At 64.3% G+C, this 14,692-nt stretch carries 12 protein-coding genes; all 12 read left to right on the top strand.

Annotation, left to right across the window (positions count from 1 at the left end; translation table 11 throughout):
- Nucleotides 1-6: 6 nt before the first annotated feature.
- The 12 genes from GCN74_RS16440 (at nt 7) to GCN74_RS16385 (ending at nt 14,669) form a co-directional block, all read left to right on the top strand.
- Nucleotides 7-1,515: a UDP-N-acetylmuramoyl-L-alanyl-D-glutamate--2,6-diaminopimelate ligase gene (locus tag GCN74_RS16440; protein ID WP_152257679.1), complete on the top strand. Its 1,509-nt coding sequence runs from the start codon at nt 7-9 to the stop codon at nt 1,513-1,515.
- Nucleotides 1,516-1,526: 11 nt separating this feature from the next.
- Complete coding sequence (locus tag GCN74_RS16435; protein WP_152257678.1) at nt 1,527-2,957, top strand: UDP-N-acetylmuramoyl-tripeptide--D-alanyl-D-alanine ligase; 1,431 nt, start codon at nt 1,527-1,529, stop codon at nt 2,955-2,957.
- 2 nt (nt 2,958-2,959) lie between these two features.
- Nucleotides 2,960-4,135 carry a phospho-N-acetylmuramoyl-pentapeptide-transferase gene (gene mraY / locus GCN74_RS16430; protein WP_034748886.1) on the top strand — a complete coding sequence of 392 codons (1,176 nt, stop codon included), beginning with the start codon at nt 2,960-2,962 and terminating at the stop codon, nt 4,133-4,135.
- Entirely contained in the window at nt 4,135-5,718 is a 1,584-nt protein-coding gene (gene murD / locus GCN74_RS16425) for a UDP-N-acetylmuramoyl-L-alanine--D-glutamate ligase (protein ID WP_152257717.1), read from the top strand. The genes mraY and murD overlap by 1 nt, the downstream gene beginning before the upstream one ends.
- Nucleotides 5,718-6,929, top strand: a complete 1,212-nt coding sequence (gene ftsW / locus GCN74_RS16420) for a putative lipid II flippase FtsW (RefSeq protein WP_152257677.1) — start codon at nt 5,718-5,720, stop codon at nt 6,927-6,929. Before murD ends, ftsW begins: the two co-directional genes overlap by 1 nt.
- Complete coding sequence (gene murG, locus GCN74_RS16415; protein WP_152257676.1) at nt 6,926-8,020, top strand: undecaprenyldiphospho-muramoylpentapeptide beta-N-acetylglucosaminyltransferase; 1,095 nt, start codon at nt 6,926-6,928, stop codon at nt 8,018-8,020. Before ftsW ends, murG begins: the two co-directional genes overlap by 4 nt.
- Before the next feature lie 10 nt (nt 8,021-8,030).
- Nucleotides 8,031-9,434 (top strand): UDP-N-acetylmuramate--L-alanine ligase, encoded by a 1,404-nt coding sequence (gene murC, locus GCN74_RS16410; protein WP_152257675.1) that lies wholly within the window; start codon nt 8,031-8,033, stop codon nt 9,432-9,434.
- 1 nt (nt 9,435) lies between these two features.
- Nucleotides 9,436-10,404 (top strand): D-alanine--D-alanine ligase, encoded by a 969-nt coding sequence (locus GCN74_RS16405; RefSeq protein ID WP_226939081.1) that lies wholly within the window; start codon nt 9,436-9,438, stop codon nt 10,402-10,404.
- Between the two features lies 1 nt (nt 10,405).
- Complete coding sequence (locus GCN74_RS16400) at nt 10,406-11,224, top strand: cell division protein FtsQ/DivIB (RefSeq protein ID WP_152257674.1); 819 nt, start codon at nt 10,406-10,408, stop codon at nt 11,222-11,224.
- 45 nt (nt 11,225-11,269) lie between these two features.
- On the top strand, nt 11,270-12,502 hold the full coding sequence (gene ftsA / locus GCN74_RS16395) for a cell division protein FtsA (protein WP_010394955.1): 1,233 nt from the start codon (nt 11,270-11,272) through the stop codon (nt 12,500-12,502).
- A 154-nt stretch (nt 12,503-12,656) separates the two neighbouring features.
- Nucleotides 12,657-13,865 (top strand): cell division protein FtsZ, encoded by a 1,209-nt coding sequence (ftsZ, locus tag GCN74_RS16390; protein ID WP_152257673.1) that lies wholly within the window; start codon nt 12,657-12,659, stop codon nt 13,863-13,865.
- 297 nt (nt 13,866-14,162) lie between these two features.
- Nucleotides 14,163-14,669 carry a peroxiredoxin gene (locus GCN74_RS16385; RefSeq protein ID WP_152257672.1) on the top strand — a complete coding sequence of 169 codons (507 nt, stop codon included), beginning with the start codon at nt 14,163-14,165 and terminating at the stop codon, nt 14,667-14,669.
- The last annotated feature ends 23 nt before the right edge of the window (nt 14,670-14,692 follow it).

Here is a 14,692-nt window from a genome sequence, read left to right as displayed (position 1 = left end):
TCACTCATGACCATACAAGACATCAGTTTGTGGATCAAAGCGGCTGCCCCGTCCGGGCAGCTGACGTCCGACTCGCGCCGCGTGCAGCGCGGCGACGTGTTTTTCGCCTATGCGAACGCCACCCATTTCATCGACGCCGCCATCGAGCAGGGCGCCGCCGCCATCGTGCATGACGCCGTTGAATGGAACGCCGCATGGAATGTGCCGCATCTGCTGGTCGGCGACCTGAAACGCCTGGCTGGCCCCGTGGCGCATGCTGTTTACGACATGCCCGACAGCGCCATGTTCAGCGCCGGCGTCACGGGCACGAACGGCAAGACCTCGTGCGCGCTGTGGCTGGCGCAGGCCCTGGCACGCCTGGGCGAAACGTCGTCCGTCATCGGCACCCTGGGCGTGGGCCTGTGCAAGCCGCGCGGCGCCATCGAATTCGACGTGACCGGCTACACCACGCCCGATGCGGTGCTGCTGGCGCGCAAGCTGGCCGCCATGCGCGATGCCGGCGCCAAGGCCGTTGCCATCGAAGTGTCGTCGATCGGCCTGGACCAGGAACGCGCGGCCGGCATGCATTTCGATGTCGCCATGTTTACCAATCTGACGCGCGACCACCTCGACTACCATGGCGACATGGCAGCCTACGAGGCGGCCAAAGTCAAACTGTTCGACTGGCCCGGCCTGAAAACGGCCGTCATCAACCTGGACGACCCCATGGGCTTGCGCCTGGTCCGCCATGTGGACGGCAAGCTGGCAGGCGAGTATCCGGTCATCGGCTATACCCTGCAGGATGCCGCGGCCTTGCCCGATTTGCCGGGCGTGCTGATGCTGCGCGCCAGCCAGTTCCGCAGCCGCAATGCCGGCACCGACTTCCACCTGGAATGCGCGCTGGGCGTGGCGCTGATCAAGACGCAGCTGGTGGGGCACTTCAATATCAGCAATGCGCTGGCCGTGCTGGGCGCCTTGCTGGCGCACGGCACCGGCCTGCGCGCCGCCATCGACGGCATCGAATCGCTGCAGCCGGCCCCGGGCCGCATGCAGCAGGTGGGCGGCCAGGAAGCGCCGATGGTCGTCATCGACTACGCGCACACGCCGGACGCCCTGGAAAAAACCCTGTCCGCCTTGCGCCAGGTGGCGCAGGAACGGGGCGGCCAGCTGTGGTGCGTGTTTGGCTGCGGCGGCGACCGCGATCCGGGCAAGCGTCCGCAGATGGGCGCCATCGCGCAGCTGGCCGATCACGTGCTGGTCACCAGCGACAATCCGCGCAGCGAAGATCCGCACGCCATCATCGCGCAGATCGTCGCCGGCATGCGTGCCGACGGCCCGCAGCCGCAGGCCATCGAAGACCGTGCCGCCGCGATCCTGTCAGCCATCAAGCACGCCGCCAAGCCGGACGTGATCCTGCTGGCGGGCAAGGGCCATGAGCCGTACCAGGAAATCAAGGGCAAGAAACTGCCGTTCTCCGATGCCGACCATGCGCAGCTGGCCTTGTCCGCGCGCCTGACGATGATGAGGACGAATTGATGGATCGCCTCATGCACGCAACCCTGACGGAACTGATGCCATCGCTGCACGGCGCGCAGCAGACGGGCGACGCCAGTTTTTCCGGCGTATCCACGGACAGCCGCAGCGCGCCGGCCGGCTCGCTGTTCGTGGCACTGCGCGGCGAGAGTTTCGACGCCCACGATTTTCTGGAGCAGGTGGCCGCCAGCGGCGTCGCCGCCGTGGTGGTCGAACGCCTGCCCGAAGGCTGGGACAGCAGCAAGGTGCCCGCCATCGTGGTCGCCGATACCCTGGCGGCGCTGGGCCGCATCGCCAATCACTGGCGCCGCCGTTTCAGCCTGCCCGTCATCGGCGTCACCGGCAGCAATGGCAAGACCACCGTCAAGGAGATGATTTCGTCGATCCTGGCAGCAGCCTTTGGCGACGAGGGACGGCTGGCCACGCGCGGCAACCTGAATAATGAAATCGGCGTGCCCTTGACGCTTTTCCGCTTGAATGAAGAGCACAAGGCGGCCGTCATCGAGATGGGCATGAACCATCCGGGCGAGATCGCCCGCCTGGCGGCGATTGCCGCGCCGACCCTGGCGATGGTCAACAATGCGCAGCGCGAGCACCAGGAATTCATGCATACGGTGGAAGCGGTGGCGCGCGAGAACGGCGCCGCACTGGCTGCCCTGGGCGACGACGGCGTGGCCGTCTTCCCGCACGGCGACGAATTCACGTCCCTGTGGCGCGAACTGGCCGGCGCGCGCGCCGTCATCACGTTCGGCTTGTCGAAAGAGGCGGACGTCAGCTGCACGCACCGCGCGGCCGAGGATTTTGGCAGCGACATGTTCGTCAGCGTGCGTGCGCCCGATGGCAGCTTGCGCCAGTTCTTCGTCGGCCTGCAGGCGGCCGGCGAGCACAATGTGCGCAATGCGCTGGCGGCGGCGGCATGCGCCGTTGGCGCGGGCATCGCCATCGAACATATCAAGCAGGGCCTGGAGGCGTTCGCGCCCGTGAACGGCCGGCTGCAGAAAAAACGTGCCGCCAACGGCGCCACCATCATCGACGACACCTACAACGCCAATCCGGATTCGGCGCGCGCGGCCATCGATGTGCTGGCGCAGGCCGCGGCACCGCGCATCCTGGTGCTGGGCGAGATGGGCGAAGTCGGTACGCAGGGACAGCAGTTCCACGAAGAGATCGGCGCCTACGCCGCCGCCAAAGGCATCGAACACGTGCTGGCGACGGGCGGCCTGGCGCGCCATCTGGTGAATGCGGCGCAGGCTGCCGCCAGCCAGGAATCAGGCACGGTCGTGGAGTATTTCGAACAGTTCGACGGTTTGCTGGCGGCGCTCGATGCGCATTTGTCCGGCCGTTCGGACGCAACAGTATTAATCAAGGGCTCCCGCTTCATGAAAATGGAACGGGCCGTGCAGCATTTGATTGGTTCAAACAACAATAACAAGGAAGCTCACTAATCATGCTGCTCTGGCTCGCTCATTATTTCCAGGACGACATTGGCCCATTGCGGGTCTTTAACTTCATCACTTTCCGCGCCGTCTTCGCCACGTTGACGGCCATCCTGATCGGCCTGTGCGCCGGTCCCGCCGTGATCCGCATGCTCACGCGCATGAAGGTCGGCCAGGCCGTGCGCACGGACGGCCCGCAGACGCATCTGAAAAAACACGGCACGCCCACCATGGGCGGCGTGCTGATCCTCATCGCCATCGGCATTTCCACCCTGCTGTGGGCCGACCTGTCGAACCGCTTCATCTGGCCTGTGCTGATCGTCACCCTGGGCTTTGGCGCCGTCGGCTGGGCCGACGACTACCGCAAGGTGGTGCACCAGGACCCGGAAGGCATGCGCTCGCGCGAAAAATACTTCTGGCAGTCGCTGATCGGCATCGTTGCCGCCTTCTACCTGGCGTTTTCCGTCTCCGTGTCGGAACCGGACGCGGGCCACGTGTGGAACCTGATCTACGCCTGGGTGCAGTCCGGCTTCGCCATGGACCTGCCGCCGAAGGCCGACCTGATCGTCCCGTTCTTCAAGACCATCAGCTATCCGCTGGGCGTGTGGGGCTTCATCGCGCTGACCTACTGCGTCATCGTCGGCACCAGCAATGCCGTCAACTTCACGGACGGCCTCGATGGCCTGGCCATCATGCCGACCGTGATGGTGGGCACGGCCCTGGGCCTGTTCGCCTACCTGACGGGCAATGCCACGTATGCGCGCTACCTGTTCATCCCGCACATTCCGGGCGCCGGCGAACTGGTGATCTTCTGCGGCGCGCTGGCCGGTTCCGGCCTGGCCTTCCTCTGGTATAACACGCATCCCGCCAAGGTCTTCATGGGCGACGTGGGCGCACTGGCGCTGGGCGGCGCACTGGGCACCATCGCCGTCATCGTGCGCCAGGAAATCGTCCTGTTCATCATGGGCGGCATCTTCGTCGTCGAAACGCTGTCCGTGATCATCCAGGTCGTCTGGTTCAAATACACCAAGAAACGCTATGGCGCGGGCCGCCGCGTCTTCCTGATGGCGCCACTGCACCACCATTTCGAACAAAAAGGCTGGAAAGAGACGCAGGTTGTCGTGCGTTTCTGGATCATCACCATGATGCTGGTGCTGCTCGGCCTGACCACCTTGAAGCTGCGATGATGATGTACGACGCTAAAACCGCACTGGTACTGGGCCTCGGCGAATCGGGGCTGGCCATGGCCCTGTGGCTGGCGCGCTGCGGCGCCTGCGTGCGCGTGGCCGACACAAGGGAAACCCCGGAGCGCCTGGCCGCGCTGCAGGCCGCCGTGCCGCAAGCGCAATTCATCGCCGGCGCCTTCACGGCCGAACTGCTCGACGGCGTCGATTTCGTCGCCGTCAGCCCCGGCCTGGCGCCGGGCCGCGAACTGGCGCACATTGCGCCGGCCGCGCAGGAAAAGAATATCCCCGTGTGGGGCGAGATCGAACTGTTCGCGCAGGCGCTGGCGTTCCTCAAGACGGAACGCGGCTATGCGCCGAAGGTCATCGCCATCACGGGCACCAACGGCAAGACGACCGTCACCAGCCTGGTCGGCCTGCTGTGCGAACGCGCCGGCCTGGCCACGCGCCTGGCCGGCAATATCAGCCCTGCCGCGCTGGACGTGCTGCGCGAAGTGCTCGATGCGGAGCCGGTTCCTGTTCCGGCACCGGCGCCGGCCGCCGCGGAAGACGGCGGCGACGCGGCGGAACCCGCCGAAGCCGTGGCCAGCAGCCTGCCGCAGGCGTGGATATTGGAACTGTCCAGCTTTCAGCTGCACACGACGTTCAGCCTGCAGGCCGACGCGGCCACGGTGCTGAACCTGTCGCAGGACCACCTGGACTGGCATGGCGACATGGCCGCCTACGCAGCCGACAAGGCGCGCATCTTCGGCGCCGAGACCGTGCGCATATTGAACCGCGACGATGCCTTAGTCATGCACATGGCCGATCCGCTGGCGGAGACCATCACCTTCGGCACGGGCGAACCGGCGGAAGCCGACAGCTTTGGCCTGGTCAACGAGCGCGGCATCTTCTGGCTGGCGCAAGCCGTGCCCAGCGAAGAAGTGATCGAGAAGAAGCGCAAGAAGAACGATCCGGCGCCGGAACCGGTGCCGACGATGGCAAAGAAACTGATGCCGGCCGACGCGCTGAAGATCCGTGGCCAGCACAATGCCGCGAATGCGCTGGCCGCGCTGGCCCTGTGCCGCGCCATCGGCCTGCCGTTCGCGCCGCTGCTGCACGGCTTGCGCGAATACCAGGGCGAGCCGCACCGCGTGGAACTGATCACGGCCGTCAATGACGTCGAATACTACGACGACAGCAAGGGCACGAATGTGGGCGCCACGGTGGCGGCCCTGTTCGGCCTGGGCAAGGCGTTTGGCGGCGCGGAACAGCGCCTGGTGCTGATCGCCGGCGGCGACGGCAAGGGGCAGGATTTCTCGCCGCTGGCCGAACCCGTGTCGCGCTACGTGCGCGCCGTGGTGCTGATCGGCCGCGACGCGCCGGCGCTGCGCGCGGCCCTGGAACCGGCTGGCGTGGACCTCATCGACTGCGCCACCTTGCCGGAAGCGGTCAAGCGCGCCAGCAGCCTGGCGCTGGCCGGCGATGCCGTGCTGCTGTCGCCCGCGTGCGCCAGCCTGGACATGTTCAAGAACTATGCGCACCGCGCGCAGGTGTTTGTCGACGCCGTGCGCGACATCGCCCTGGAAAACGGACAGGATATCTGATGGCCTTCCAGCTGCCCTTCAGCTTTGGTTCCGGCTCGGCTGCCAAGCCGCTGGATAGCCGCGCGCGGCAGTCGAAGATGATGGACTACGACAAGCCGCTGGTGTGGGTCGTCCTGCTGCTGATGTTGCTGGGCATGGTGATGGTGTATTCGGCGTCGATTTCGCTGTCCGATGCGCGCAAGTTTGCCGCCTACACGAACAATTATTTCGTCGTGCGCCAGGCGCTGTTCATCGGCGTGTCGATCGTCGTCGCCGCCATGGTATTCCGCATCCGCATCGCCACCTGGCAAAAGATCGCGCCGTGGCTGTTCATCGGCACCCTGGTGCTGCTGGTGATGGTACTGATCCCGGGCCTGGGCGTGTCGGTCAACGGCGGCCGCCGCTGGCTGAACTTGCCGGGCCTGCGTCCGCAGCCGTCCGAGCTGATGAAGGTGGTGATGGTGCTGTACGCGGCCGACTACACGGTGCGCAAGCAGGAATACATGCACAAGCTGACCAAGGGCTTCATGCCGATGGCGCTGGCCGTCAGCTTCGTCGGCCTGCTGCTGCTGATGGAGCCCGACCTGGGCGCTTTCGGCGTGATCGTCTGCATCGCCATGGGCATCCTGTTTTTGGGCGGCGTCAACGCCATCTGGTTCGGCGGCATCGGCGCCATGCTGACGGCGATCTTCGTCACCATCATCGCCTTGTCGAAATTCCGCCGCGAGCGGTTTTTTGCGTATCTCGACCCGTGGCAGGAAGACAATGCGTTGAACAAGGCCTACCAGCTGACGCACTCGCTGATCGCCTTCGGACGCGGCGAACTGTTTGGCGTGGGACTGGGCGGCAGCGTGGAAAAGCTGCACTACCTGCCCGAAGCGCACACGGACTTTCTGCTGGCCGTGATCGGCGAGGAACTGGGCCTGGTGGGCGTGCTGATCGTGATCGGCATGTTTTACTGGATTATCAAGCGCGCGTTCGACATCGGCCGCCAGGCGATCGCCATCGACCAGACTTTCGCCGGCCTGACGGCGAAAGGCATCGCCATCTGGATCGGCGTGCAGACCTTCATCAACATGGGCGTGAACCTGGGCCTGCTGCCGACCAAGGGGCTGACCTTGCCCTTGATGAGCTATGGCGGCACGGGCGTACTGATTAACTGTATCGGCCTGGCGATCCTGCTGCGCATCGATTACGAAAACCGGATCCTGATGCGGGGAGGCCGGCTATGAACAACGTGACGAACTTGAAAACGACGAAAAGACTGATGATCATGGCGGCCGGCACCGGCGGCCATATCTTCCCGGGCCTGGCGATTGCGCAGACCATGCGCGCGCGCGGCTGGGAAGTGAGCTGGCTGGGCACGACCCACGGCATGGAGCAGGACCTGGTGCCGAAGAGCGGCATTCCCATGGATGCCATCGCCTTCTCGGGCATGCGCGGCAAGGGCCTGGCGCACACGGTCAAGGGTGGCTTCAGGATGCTGGCCAGCTTCTTTGCCATCCGCCGTTTCATTGCCAGCCGCAAGCCGGACGTGGTGATGGGCATGGGCGGCTACGTCACCGTGCCGGGCGGCCTGATGGCGCGCCTGAAGGGCGTGCCGCTGGTGCTGGTGAATGCCGACGCGGCGCTGCTGTTGTCGAACAAGACGCTGGTGCCGCTGGCGCAGCAAGTATGCTTCGGTTTTCCCGCCGATTTCGGCAGTGCGGCCGGCAAGGCCGTCGTCACGGGCAATCCCGTGCGCGCGGAAATCCTCGCCATGGCGCCGCCGGCCGCGCGTTTCGCGGGCCGCAGCGGCCCGCTGCGCATCCTGGTGGTGGGCGGCAGCCTGGGCGCGAAAGCGCTGAACGACAGCCTGCCTGCCGCGCTGGCCCTGATGCCTGTGGGCGAACGTCCGCTGGTGACGCACCAGTCGGGCAAGAAGAATATCGACGCCCTGCATGCCGCGTATGCGCAAGCGGGCGTGCAGGCCAATGTGGTCGACTTCATCGACGACATGGCCAGGGCGTATACCGAGGCCGACCTGGTGATCTGCCGCGCTGGCGCCATCACCCTGTCGGAATTGACGGCGGCCGGCGTGGCCAGCGTGCTCGTGCCGCTGGTGGCGTCGACCACCAGCCACCAGCGCGACAACGCGCAATGGATGGCAAAACAAGGTGCGGCGATTCATTTGCCGCAGACGGAAATGAGTGCGGCGTCGCTGAGCGCGCTGCTGGCGTCGCTGAGCCGCGACACTTGCCGGCAGATGGCGCAAGCGGCACTGGCAGCAGGCAAGCGCGACGCCAATGAGGCGATCGCACACGTATTGGAAAAACTGGCATGAGGTTAGCTCCGTGAAGCATAAAGTAAACAATATCCACTTTGTCGGCATTGGCGGCAGCGGCATGAGCGGCATCGCCGAAGTGCTGGTCAACCTGGGCTACAAGGTGTCGGGCTCCGACCTGGGCAGCAATGCGGCGACGCAGCGCCTGGCGAGCCTGGGCGCGACCGTCATGCTCGGTCACGCGGCGGAAAATATCGGCGACGCCGATGCGGTGGTGACGTCGGGCGCCGTCCCGCAGGACAATCCGGAAGTGGCCGCTGCGCGTGCGCGCAAGATTCCGCTGGTGCCGCGCGCCGTGATGCTCGGTGAATTGATGCGCTTGAAACGCGGTATCGCGATCGCGGGCACGCATGGCAAGACGACAACGACCAGCCTGGTCGCTTCCGTGCTGGCGCAGGGCGGCCTCGATCCCACCTTCGTCATCGGCGGCCGTCTGACCAGCGCCGGCGCGAACGCCAAGCTGGGTTCGGGCGACTACCTGGTGGCCGAAGCCGATGAGTCGGACGCCTCGTTCCTGAACCTGACGCCGATGATCGAAGTGATCACGAACATCGACGCCGATCACATGGACACCTACGAGCACGATTTCGAAAAGCTCAAGCAGGCTTTCGTGCAGTTCACGCACCGCCTGCCGTTCTATGGCCGCGCCATGCTGTGCATCGACGATCCGCACGTGCGCGCCATCATCCCGGCCGTCACCAAGCCCGTCACCACCTACGGTTTCGCGGAAGACGCGCAAGTGCGCGCCGTCAACGCGCGCGCCGTGGGCCTGGAAATGCATTTCACCGTGCTGCAGGAAGGCTATCCCGACCTGGACGTGGTGCTGAACCAGCCCGGCATGCACAATGTGCAGAATGCCTGCTCGGCCATCGCCATCGCGCGCGAAATCGGCATCGCCGACAGCGCCACGCAGCAGGGCCTGGCCGAGTTCTCCGGCGTGGGCCGGCGCTTTACGCGCTACGGCGAAGTGGCGCTGCCGAACGGCGGCACCTTTGCGCTGGTCGATGATTTCGGCCACCATCCGGTGGAAACGGAAGTGACGCTGGCTGCCGCGCGCGCCGCCTATCCTGGCCGCCGCCTGGTGCTGGCGTTCCAGCCGCACCGCTACAGCCGCACGCGCGACCTGTTCGAGGATTTCGTCAAGGTGCTGGGCGCGCCCGACGTGCTGCTGCTGTCCGAAGTGTATGCGGCAGGCGAAGCGCCTATCGTCGCCGCCGACGGCCGCGCACTGGCGCATGCGCTGCGCGCGCGCGGCAAGATCGAACCGATTTTCGTCGAGTCCATGACGGACATGGCCGACACCATCATGAGCGTGGCGCGCGACGGCGACGTCGTGCTGACCATGGGAGCAGGCTCGATCAGCGGCATCCCGAATCAACTGACAACGTATCAATCTCACACTGTAAAGGCCTGACGTGAACCAAGCTTCAGCTATCGACGTTAAACAATTGGGCAAGGTCGGCGTCCTGTTCGGCGGCCGCTCGGCCGAGCGCGAAGTGTCGCTGATGTCCGGCGCCGGCGTGCTGGCCGCATTGAAGAGCCATGGCGTGGATGCGCATGGCTTCGATACGGGCGAACGCAGCCTGGCCGAACTGGCTGCCGAGAAATTTGACCGCGTCTTCATCGCGCTGCACGGCCGCTTCGGCGAAGACGGCAGCCTGCAGGGCGCGCTGGAGCAGCTGGGCATTCCGTACACGGGCAGCGGCGTGATGGCCTGCTCGGTTGGCATGGACAAGGTCTACACCAAGATGATCTGGCTGATGCACCAGCTGCCGACGCCCAAGTACGCGGTGCTGGACGACAGCTCCGACCTGGCCAAGGTCGCCGCGGAACTGGGCTTGCCGCTGATCGTCAAGCCGCCGCATGAAGGCTCGAGCATCGGCATCACGACGGTCAATGAAGCGTCGGCCTTCCAGGCTGCCTACGACATCGCCGCCGGCCTCGATGATTCGGTGCTGGCCGAGGAATTCATCAAGGGCCGCGAATTCACCGTCGCGATCCTGGGCAAGGGCGCCACGGCGCGCGCGCTGCCGCCGATCGAAATCGTCGCGCCGCAAGGCAACTACGACTATCAGAACAAGTACTTCACGGACGATACGCAGTATTTCTGCCCGCCGCAGCTCGATGGCGCGATCATCGCAGAGATGGAACGCATCGCCCTTGCCGCCTACCGCGCCCTGGACTGCGAAGGCTGGGGACGCGTCGACGTGCTGATGCGTGCGGCCGACAGCAAGCTGTTTTTGCTGGAAGTGAATACCTCGCCGGGCATGACGGGCCACTCGCTCGTGCCGATGGCGGCGCGCGCGGAAGGCACCAGTTATGAAGACCTGTGCCTGGAAATCGTCGCCGGCGCAAGCCTGAAAATGCACAAGGGAAAACGCTGATATGTGGCATGACGCTAAAAGCCTCAATACGACTGCCAACGGCTTGCTGGCCGCGGTCCTGGTCGTGTGCGTGGCCGCCGGCGTCTGGTGGGTGTCGCAGCGTCCCATGTTCGACCTGCGCACGATCAAGGTGGAAAGCGCGGACGACAAGGGCCTGCGCCACGTGAATTACCTGACCCTGCGCAGCGGCACCCTGGGCCGCATCAAGGGCAATTTCTTCACGACCAACCTGGAAAGCGTGCGCGGCGTGTTCGAATCCGTGCCCTGGGTGCGCCGCGCCAGCGTGCGGCGCGAGTGGCCGAACCAGCTGATCGTGGCGCTGGAAGAACACGAGGCGCTGGGCACGTGGGGCGAGGATGGACGCCTGCTGTCGGTCAAGGGCGATGTGTTTACTGCGAATGTGGCCGAAGCCGAAGATGACCATGAATTGCCCGCCTTCGCTGGCCCGGACGGCAGCGAGAAGGAAGTACTGGCCACGTATGTGCAGCTGGAAAAGTGGTTCGCGCCCCTGAAAATGGTGCCGGAATCGCTGTCTCTGTCGAGCCGCTATGCGTGGACCGTGAAACTGAACAACGGCATGAGCGTGGCGCTGGGACGCGAGCAGAATCATACGACCCTGAAGGCGCGGGTCGACCGGCTGGTGGGCATTTACCCGCAGCTGGCGAGCCGGCTGGAGAATATCGACACGATCGATATGCGCTACCAGAATGGCCTGGCGCTCAGCTCCGCAGGCCTGGTGATACCGGCCGAAGGCAAGGATGGACGGCCAGCGGCAGCGATCAGGAAGAAAAATGGCAGTCCGATTAAAAAACCGACTTAACTTAATACTCAATTTAACAATAGCCCAAAAAACTAGGCGACAGAAATGACAAAAGACGCGAAAAACCTGATCGTCGGCCTCGACATCGGCACCTCGAAAGTGGTGGCGGTGGTAGCCGAAGTGATGTCCGACGGGCGCCACGAAGTGATCGGGCTGGGCCAGCACGAATCGAAGGGCCTGAAAAAAGGCGTGGTGGTCAATATCGAGGCCACGGTGGAGTCCATCCAGCGCGCGCTGGAAGAGGCCGAGCTGATGGCCGACTGCAAGATCCGCAATGTCTACGCGGGCATTGCGGGCAGCCATATCCGCAGCTTCAATTCCAGCGGCATGGTGGCCATCAAGGACAAGGAGGTGACGGCGACCGACGTGGCGCGCGTCATCGAGACGGCAAAAGCGGTTAACATTCCGACCGATCAGCAATTGCTGCACACGGTGCCGCAAGAGTTCATCGTCGACAGCCAGGAAGACGTGCGCGAGCCGATCGGCATGAGCGGCATCCGCCTGGAGGTGAAGGTGCATATCGTCACCGGCGCCGTGTCGGCAGTGCAGAACATCGTCAAGTGCGTGCGCCGCTGCGGCCTGGAAGTGTCGGACCTGATCCTGCAGCCGATGGCGTCCGCCGATGCGGTGCTCACGCCCGACGAGAAGGAGCTGGGCGTGGTGCTGATCGACATCGGCGGCGGCACGACCGATGTGGCGGTATTCTCCGATGGCGCGATCCGCCATACGGCAGTCATTCCCATCGCCGGCGACCAGATCACCAACGACATCGCCATGGCCTTGCGTACCCCGACCGCGGAAGCGGAAGAAATCAAGATCCGCTATGGCGTGGCCAAGCAGGTCCTGGCCGATCCCGGCGAATCGCTGGAAGTGCCGGGCCTGGGCGACCGCGGCCCGCGCAACCTGTCGCGCCAGGCGCTAGCGGCAGTGATCGAGCCGCGCGTCGAGGAGCTGTTCGCCATGGTGCACCAGGTGGTGCGCGAATCCGGTTACGAAGGCGTGCTGTCGTCGGGCATCGTGCTCACGGGCGGCACTTCCATCATGCCCGGCATGGTGGAAATGGCGGAAGACATTTTCCTGAAACCGGCGCGCCTGGGCACGCCCGAGTATCGGGGCCAGCTGGCCGACGTGGTGCGCAGTCCGCGCTATGCCACGGTGTTGGGCCTGCTGCTGGAAGCGAAGAAGCAATACCTGCGCGGCCACATCGTGACGCGTCAGGACGGCTCGGTGAAGGCAGTCTGGCAGCGCATGAAGGAATGGTTTTTAGGGAATTTTTAAGGGCCTGATTTACGCCCGGCAGTACAGGTTTTTTGGCAGCATCGCAGGTACACACACATAACTTTATTTTATATTTAACCGCAGTTTTCAATCTCCAGTTCTCCTACCAATATGAGGCCTGGCGCTTGGAAACCGCATCTGATAGGAGCACATCATGGAGTTCGATATGGTCGATAACACAGCTTTAGGTACCGTCATCAAGGTCGTCGGCGTCGGCGGTGCGGGTGGCAATGCAGTCCAACACATGATCAACAAAGGCATGTCGGGTGTGGAGTTCATTGCCGCCAACACCGACGCACAAGCCCTGTCGACATCGAAGGCCCACAACATCATCCAGATCGGCGATACGGGCCTGGGTGCCGGCATGAAGCCTGCCGTCGGCCGCCAGCTGGCCGAAGAATCGCGCACGCGCATCGCCGATTCGCTGCGCGGCGCGCACATGGTCTTCATCGCTGCCGGCATGGGCGGCGGCACGGGCACGGGCGCCGCTCCTATCGTGGCCGAAGTGGCCAAGGAACTGGGCGCGCTGACGGTGGCCGTGGTTTCCAAGCCATTCTCGTACGAAGGCCAGAAGTGCATGGACATCGCCGATGAAGGCCTGGAGCAGCTGTCCCTGCACGTCGATTCGCTGATCATCATCCTGAATGAAAAACTGGAAGAGATCTACGAAGACGAAAGCATGCTGGAATGGATGCAGCATGCCGATGATGTGCTCAACAACGCGGTGGCCGGCATTGCCGAGATCATCAACGTGCCTGGCCATATCAACGTCGACTTCAACGACGTGAAAACCATCATGGGCGAACAGGGCAAGGCCATGATGGGCACGGCGACGGCGTCCGGCGTCGACCGCGCGCGCATCGCGGCCGAACAGGCTGTCGCTTCGCCGCTGCTCGATGGCATCGACCTGTCCGGCGCGCGCGGTGTGCTGGTCAACGTCACGGCCAGCCGTGGCCTGAAAGGCAAGGAGATCAAGGAAGTCATGGCTGCCGTGCGCGCGTTTGCCGCACCGGACGCGTCGATCGCGCAAGGCATCGCCTACGACGACGCCATGGGTGACGATATCCGCGTCACCGTGGTGGCCACGGGCCTGGGCCGTGCGAAGAAAAACATCCAGCTGGTACCGCAGCAAGTGCTGCGCACCGGTACGCACAACAGCCCGCTGACCCCATCGGCAGCGATGGGCGGCGCGCAGGCGGCGACGACCACCGTGGGCGTGGCCACGCCGGCAGCCGGTTTCGACGGCATGAAGGCGCCGGCAGTATGGCGCCGCGAATCGGCTTCCGAGCAGGTGCGCGCGATGGAGAAGAACGGTATGGAGACGTACGACATTCCCGCTTTCCTGCGCAAACAGGCGGATTAAGCGCAGTGGAAAAAGCCCATGGCGGGGTTGCATCGCCTTGCCCTGAGCATGTTTCATGCGCGTCAATGTGAAAAGGTGATTTGATGTTTGCAATGACGACGGCGGCCTGAGGGCCGCCGTTTTTTTATCTTTTTCTTGATGTCGGCCTTTGCCTTTCCGGCCATTTTCTGCACAAATGCGGCAAGTCAGGCATACTATCGCGCAGTGTCGGCATCATGCCGGCAGAACCAGATCACGGGCGCTGTCCGCTCCATGCGGCGGGCAGCGTCTTCAACCGACAGTACACAAGGAGTCAACATGACCATCAAGATCGGCGACACCCTGCCAGAAGGCACCCTGGCTGAATTCATCGAAAGCGAAACCGAAGGCTGCGCACTGGGCCCGAACACGTTCAACGTGCAAGACCTGGTCAAGGGCAAGAAGATCGCCATCTTCGGCCTGCCGGGCGCCTACACCCCGACCTGCTCCGCACAGCACGTGCCAGGCTACGTCAAGCACGCTGCCGACCTGAAAGCTGCTGGCGTCGATGAAATCTGGTGCATCTCCGTCAACGACGCGTTCGTGATGGGCGCCTGGGGCCGCGATCAGAAAGCCACCGGCGTGGTGCGCATGATGGCTGACGGCAACGCCGCCTACAGCAAGGCCCTGGGCCTGGACGCCGACTTCAGCAAGTTCGGCATGGGCACGCGCTCGCAGCGCTACTCGATGCTGGTCGACAATGGCGTCGTGACGCAATTGAACATCGAGCAGGGCGGCAAGTTTGAAGTGTCGAATGCCGAGACGCTGCTGGGCCAGTTGGCTTGATGGTCGGGGTCAGACCCTGAGGG

Origin of the sequence: Janthinobacterium sp. FT14W (assembly GCF_009208755.1) — a bacterium.
GTDB classification, from domain to species: domain Bacteria; phylum Pseudomonadota; class Gammaproteobacteria; order Burkholderiales; family Burkholderiaceae_D; genus Janthinobacterium; species Janthinobacterium violaceinigrum.
The sequence above is the reverse complement of the archived record's forward strand: the minus strand, read 5'-3'. Positions and strand labels throughout refer to the sequence as shown.

Bases quoted from the DNA above. Each gene is read 5' to 3' on its own strand.
- GCN74_RS16440 (WP_152257679.1), top strand. From the start codon at position 7: ATGACCATACAAGACATCAGTTTGTGGATCAAAGCGGCTGCCCCGTCC.
- GCN74_RS16435 (WP_152257678.1), top strand. From the start codon at position 1,527: ATGCACGCAACCCTGACGGAACTGATGCCATCGCTGCACGGCGCGCAG.
- mraY (WP_034748886.1), top strand. From the start codon at position 2,960: ATGCTGCTCTGGCTCGCTCATTATTTCCAGGACGACATTGGCCCATTG.
- murD (WP_152257717.1), top strand. From the start codon at position 4,135: ATGATGTACGACGCTAAAACCGCACTGGTACTGGGCCTCGGCGAATCG.
- ftsW (WP_152257677.1), top strand. From the start codon at position 5,718: ATGGCCTTCCAGCTGCCCTTCAGCTTTGGTTCCGGCTCGGCTGCCAAG.
- murG (WP_152257676.1), top strand. From the start codon at position 6,926: ATGAACAACGTGACGAACTTGAAAACGACGAAAAGACTGATGATCATG.
- GCN74_RS16400 (WP_152257674.1), top strand. From the start codon at position 10,406: ATGTGGCATGACGCTAAAAGCCTCAATACGACTGCCAACGGCTTGCTG.
- ftsA (WP_010394955.1), top strand. From the start codon at position 11,270: ATGACAAAAGACGCGAAAAACCTGATCGTCGGCCTCGACATCGGCACC.
- ftsZ (WP_152257673.1), top strand. From the start codon at position 12,657: ATGGAGTTCGATATGGTCGATAACACAGCTTTAGGTACCGTCATCAAG.
- GCN74_RS16385 (WP_152257672.1), top strand. From the start codon at position 14,163: ATGACCATCAAGATCGGCGACACCCTGCCAGAAGGCACCCTGGCTGAA.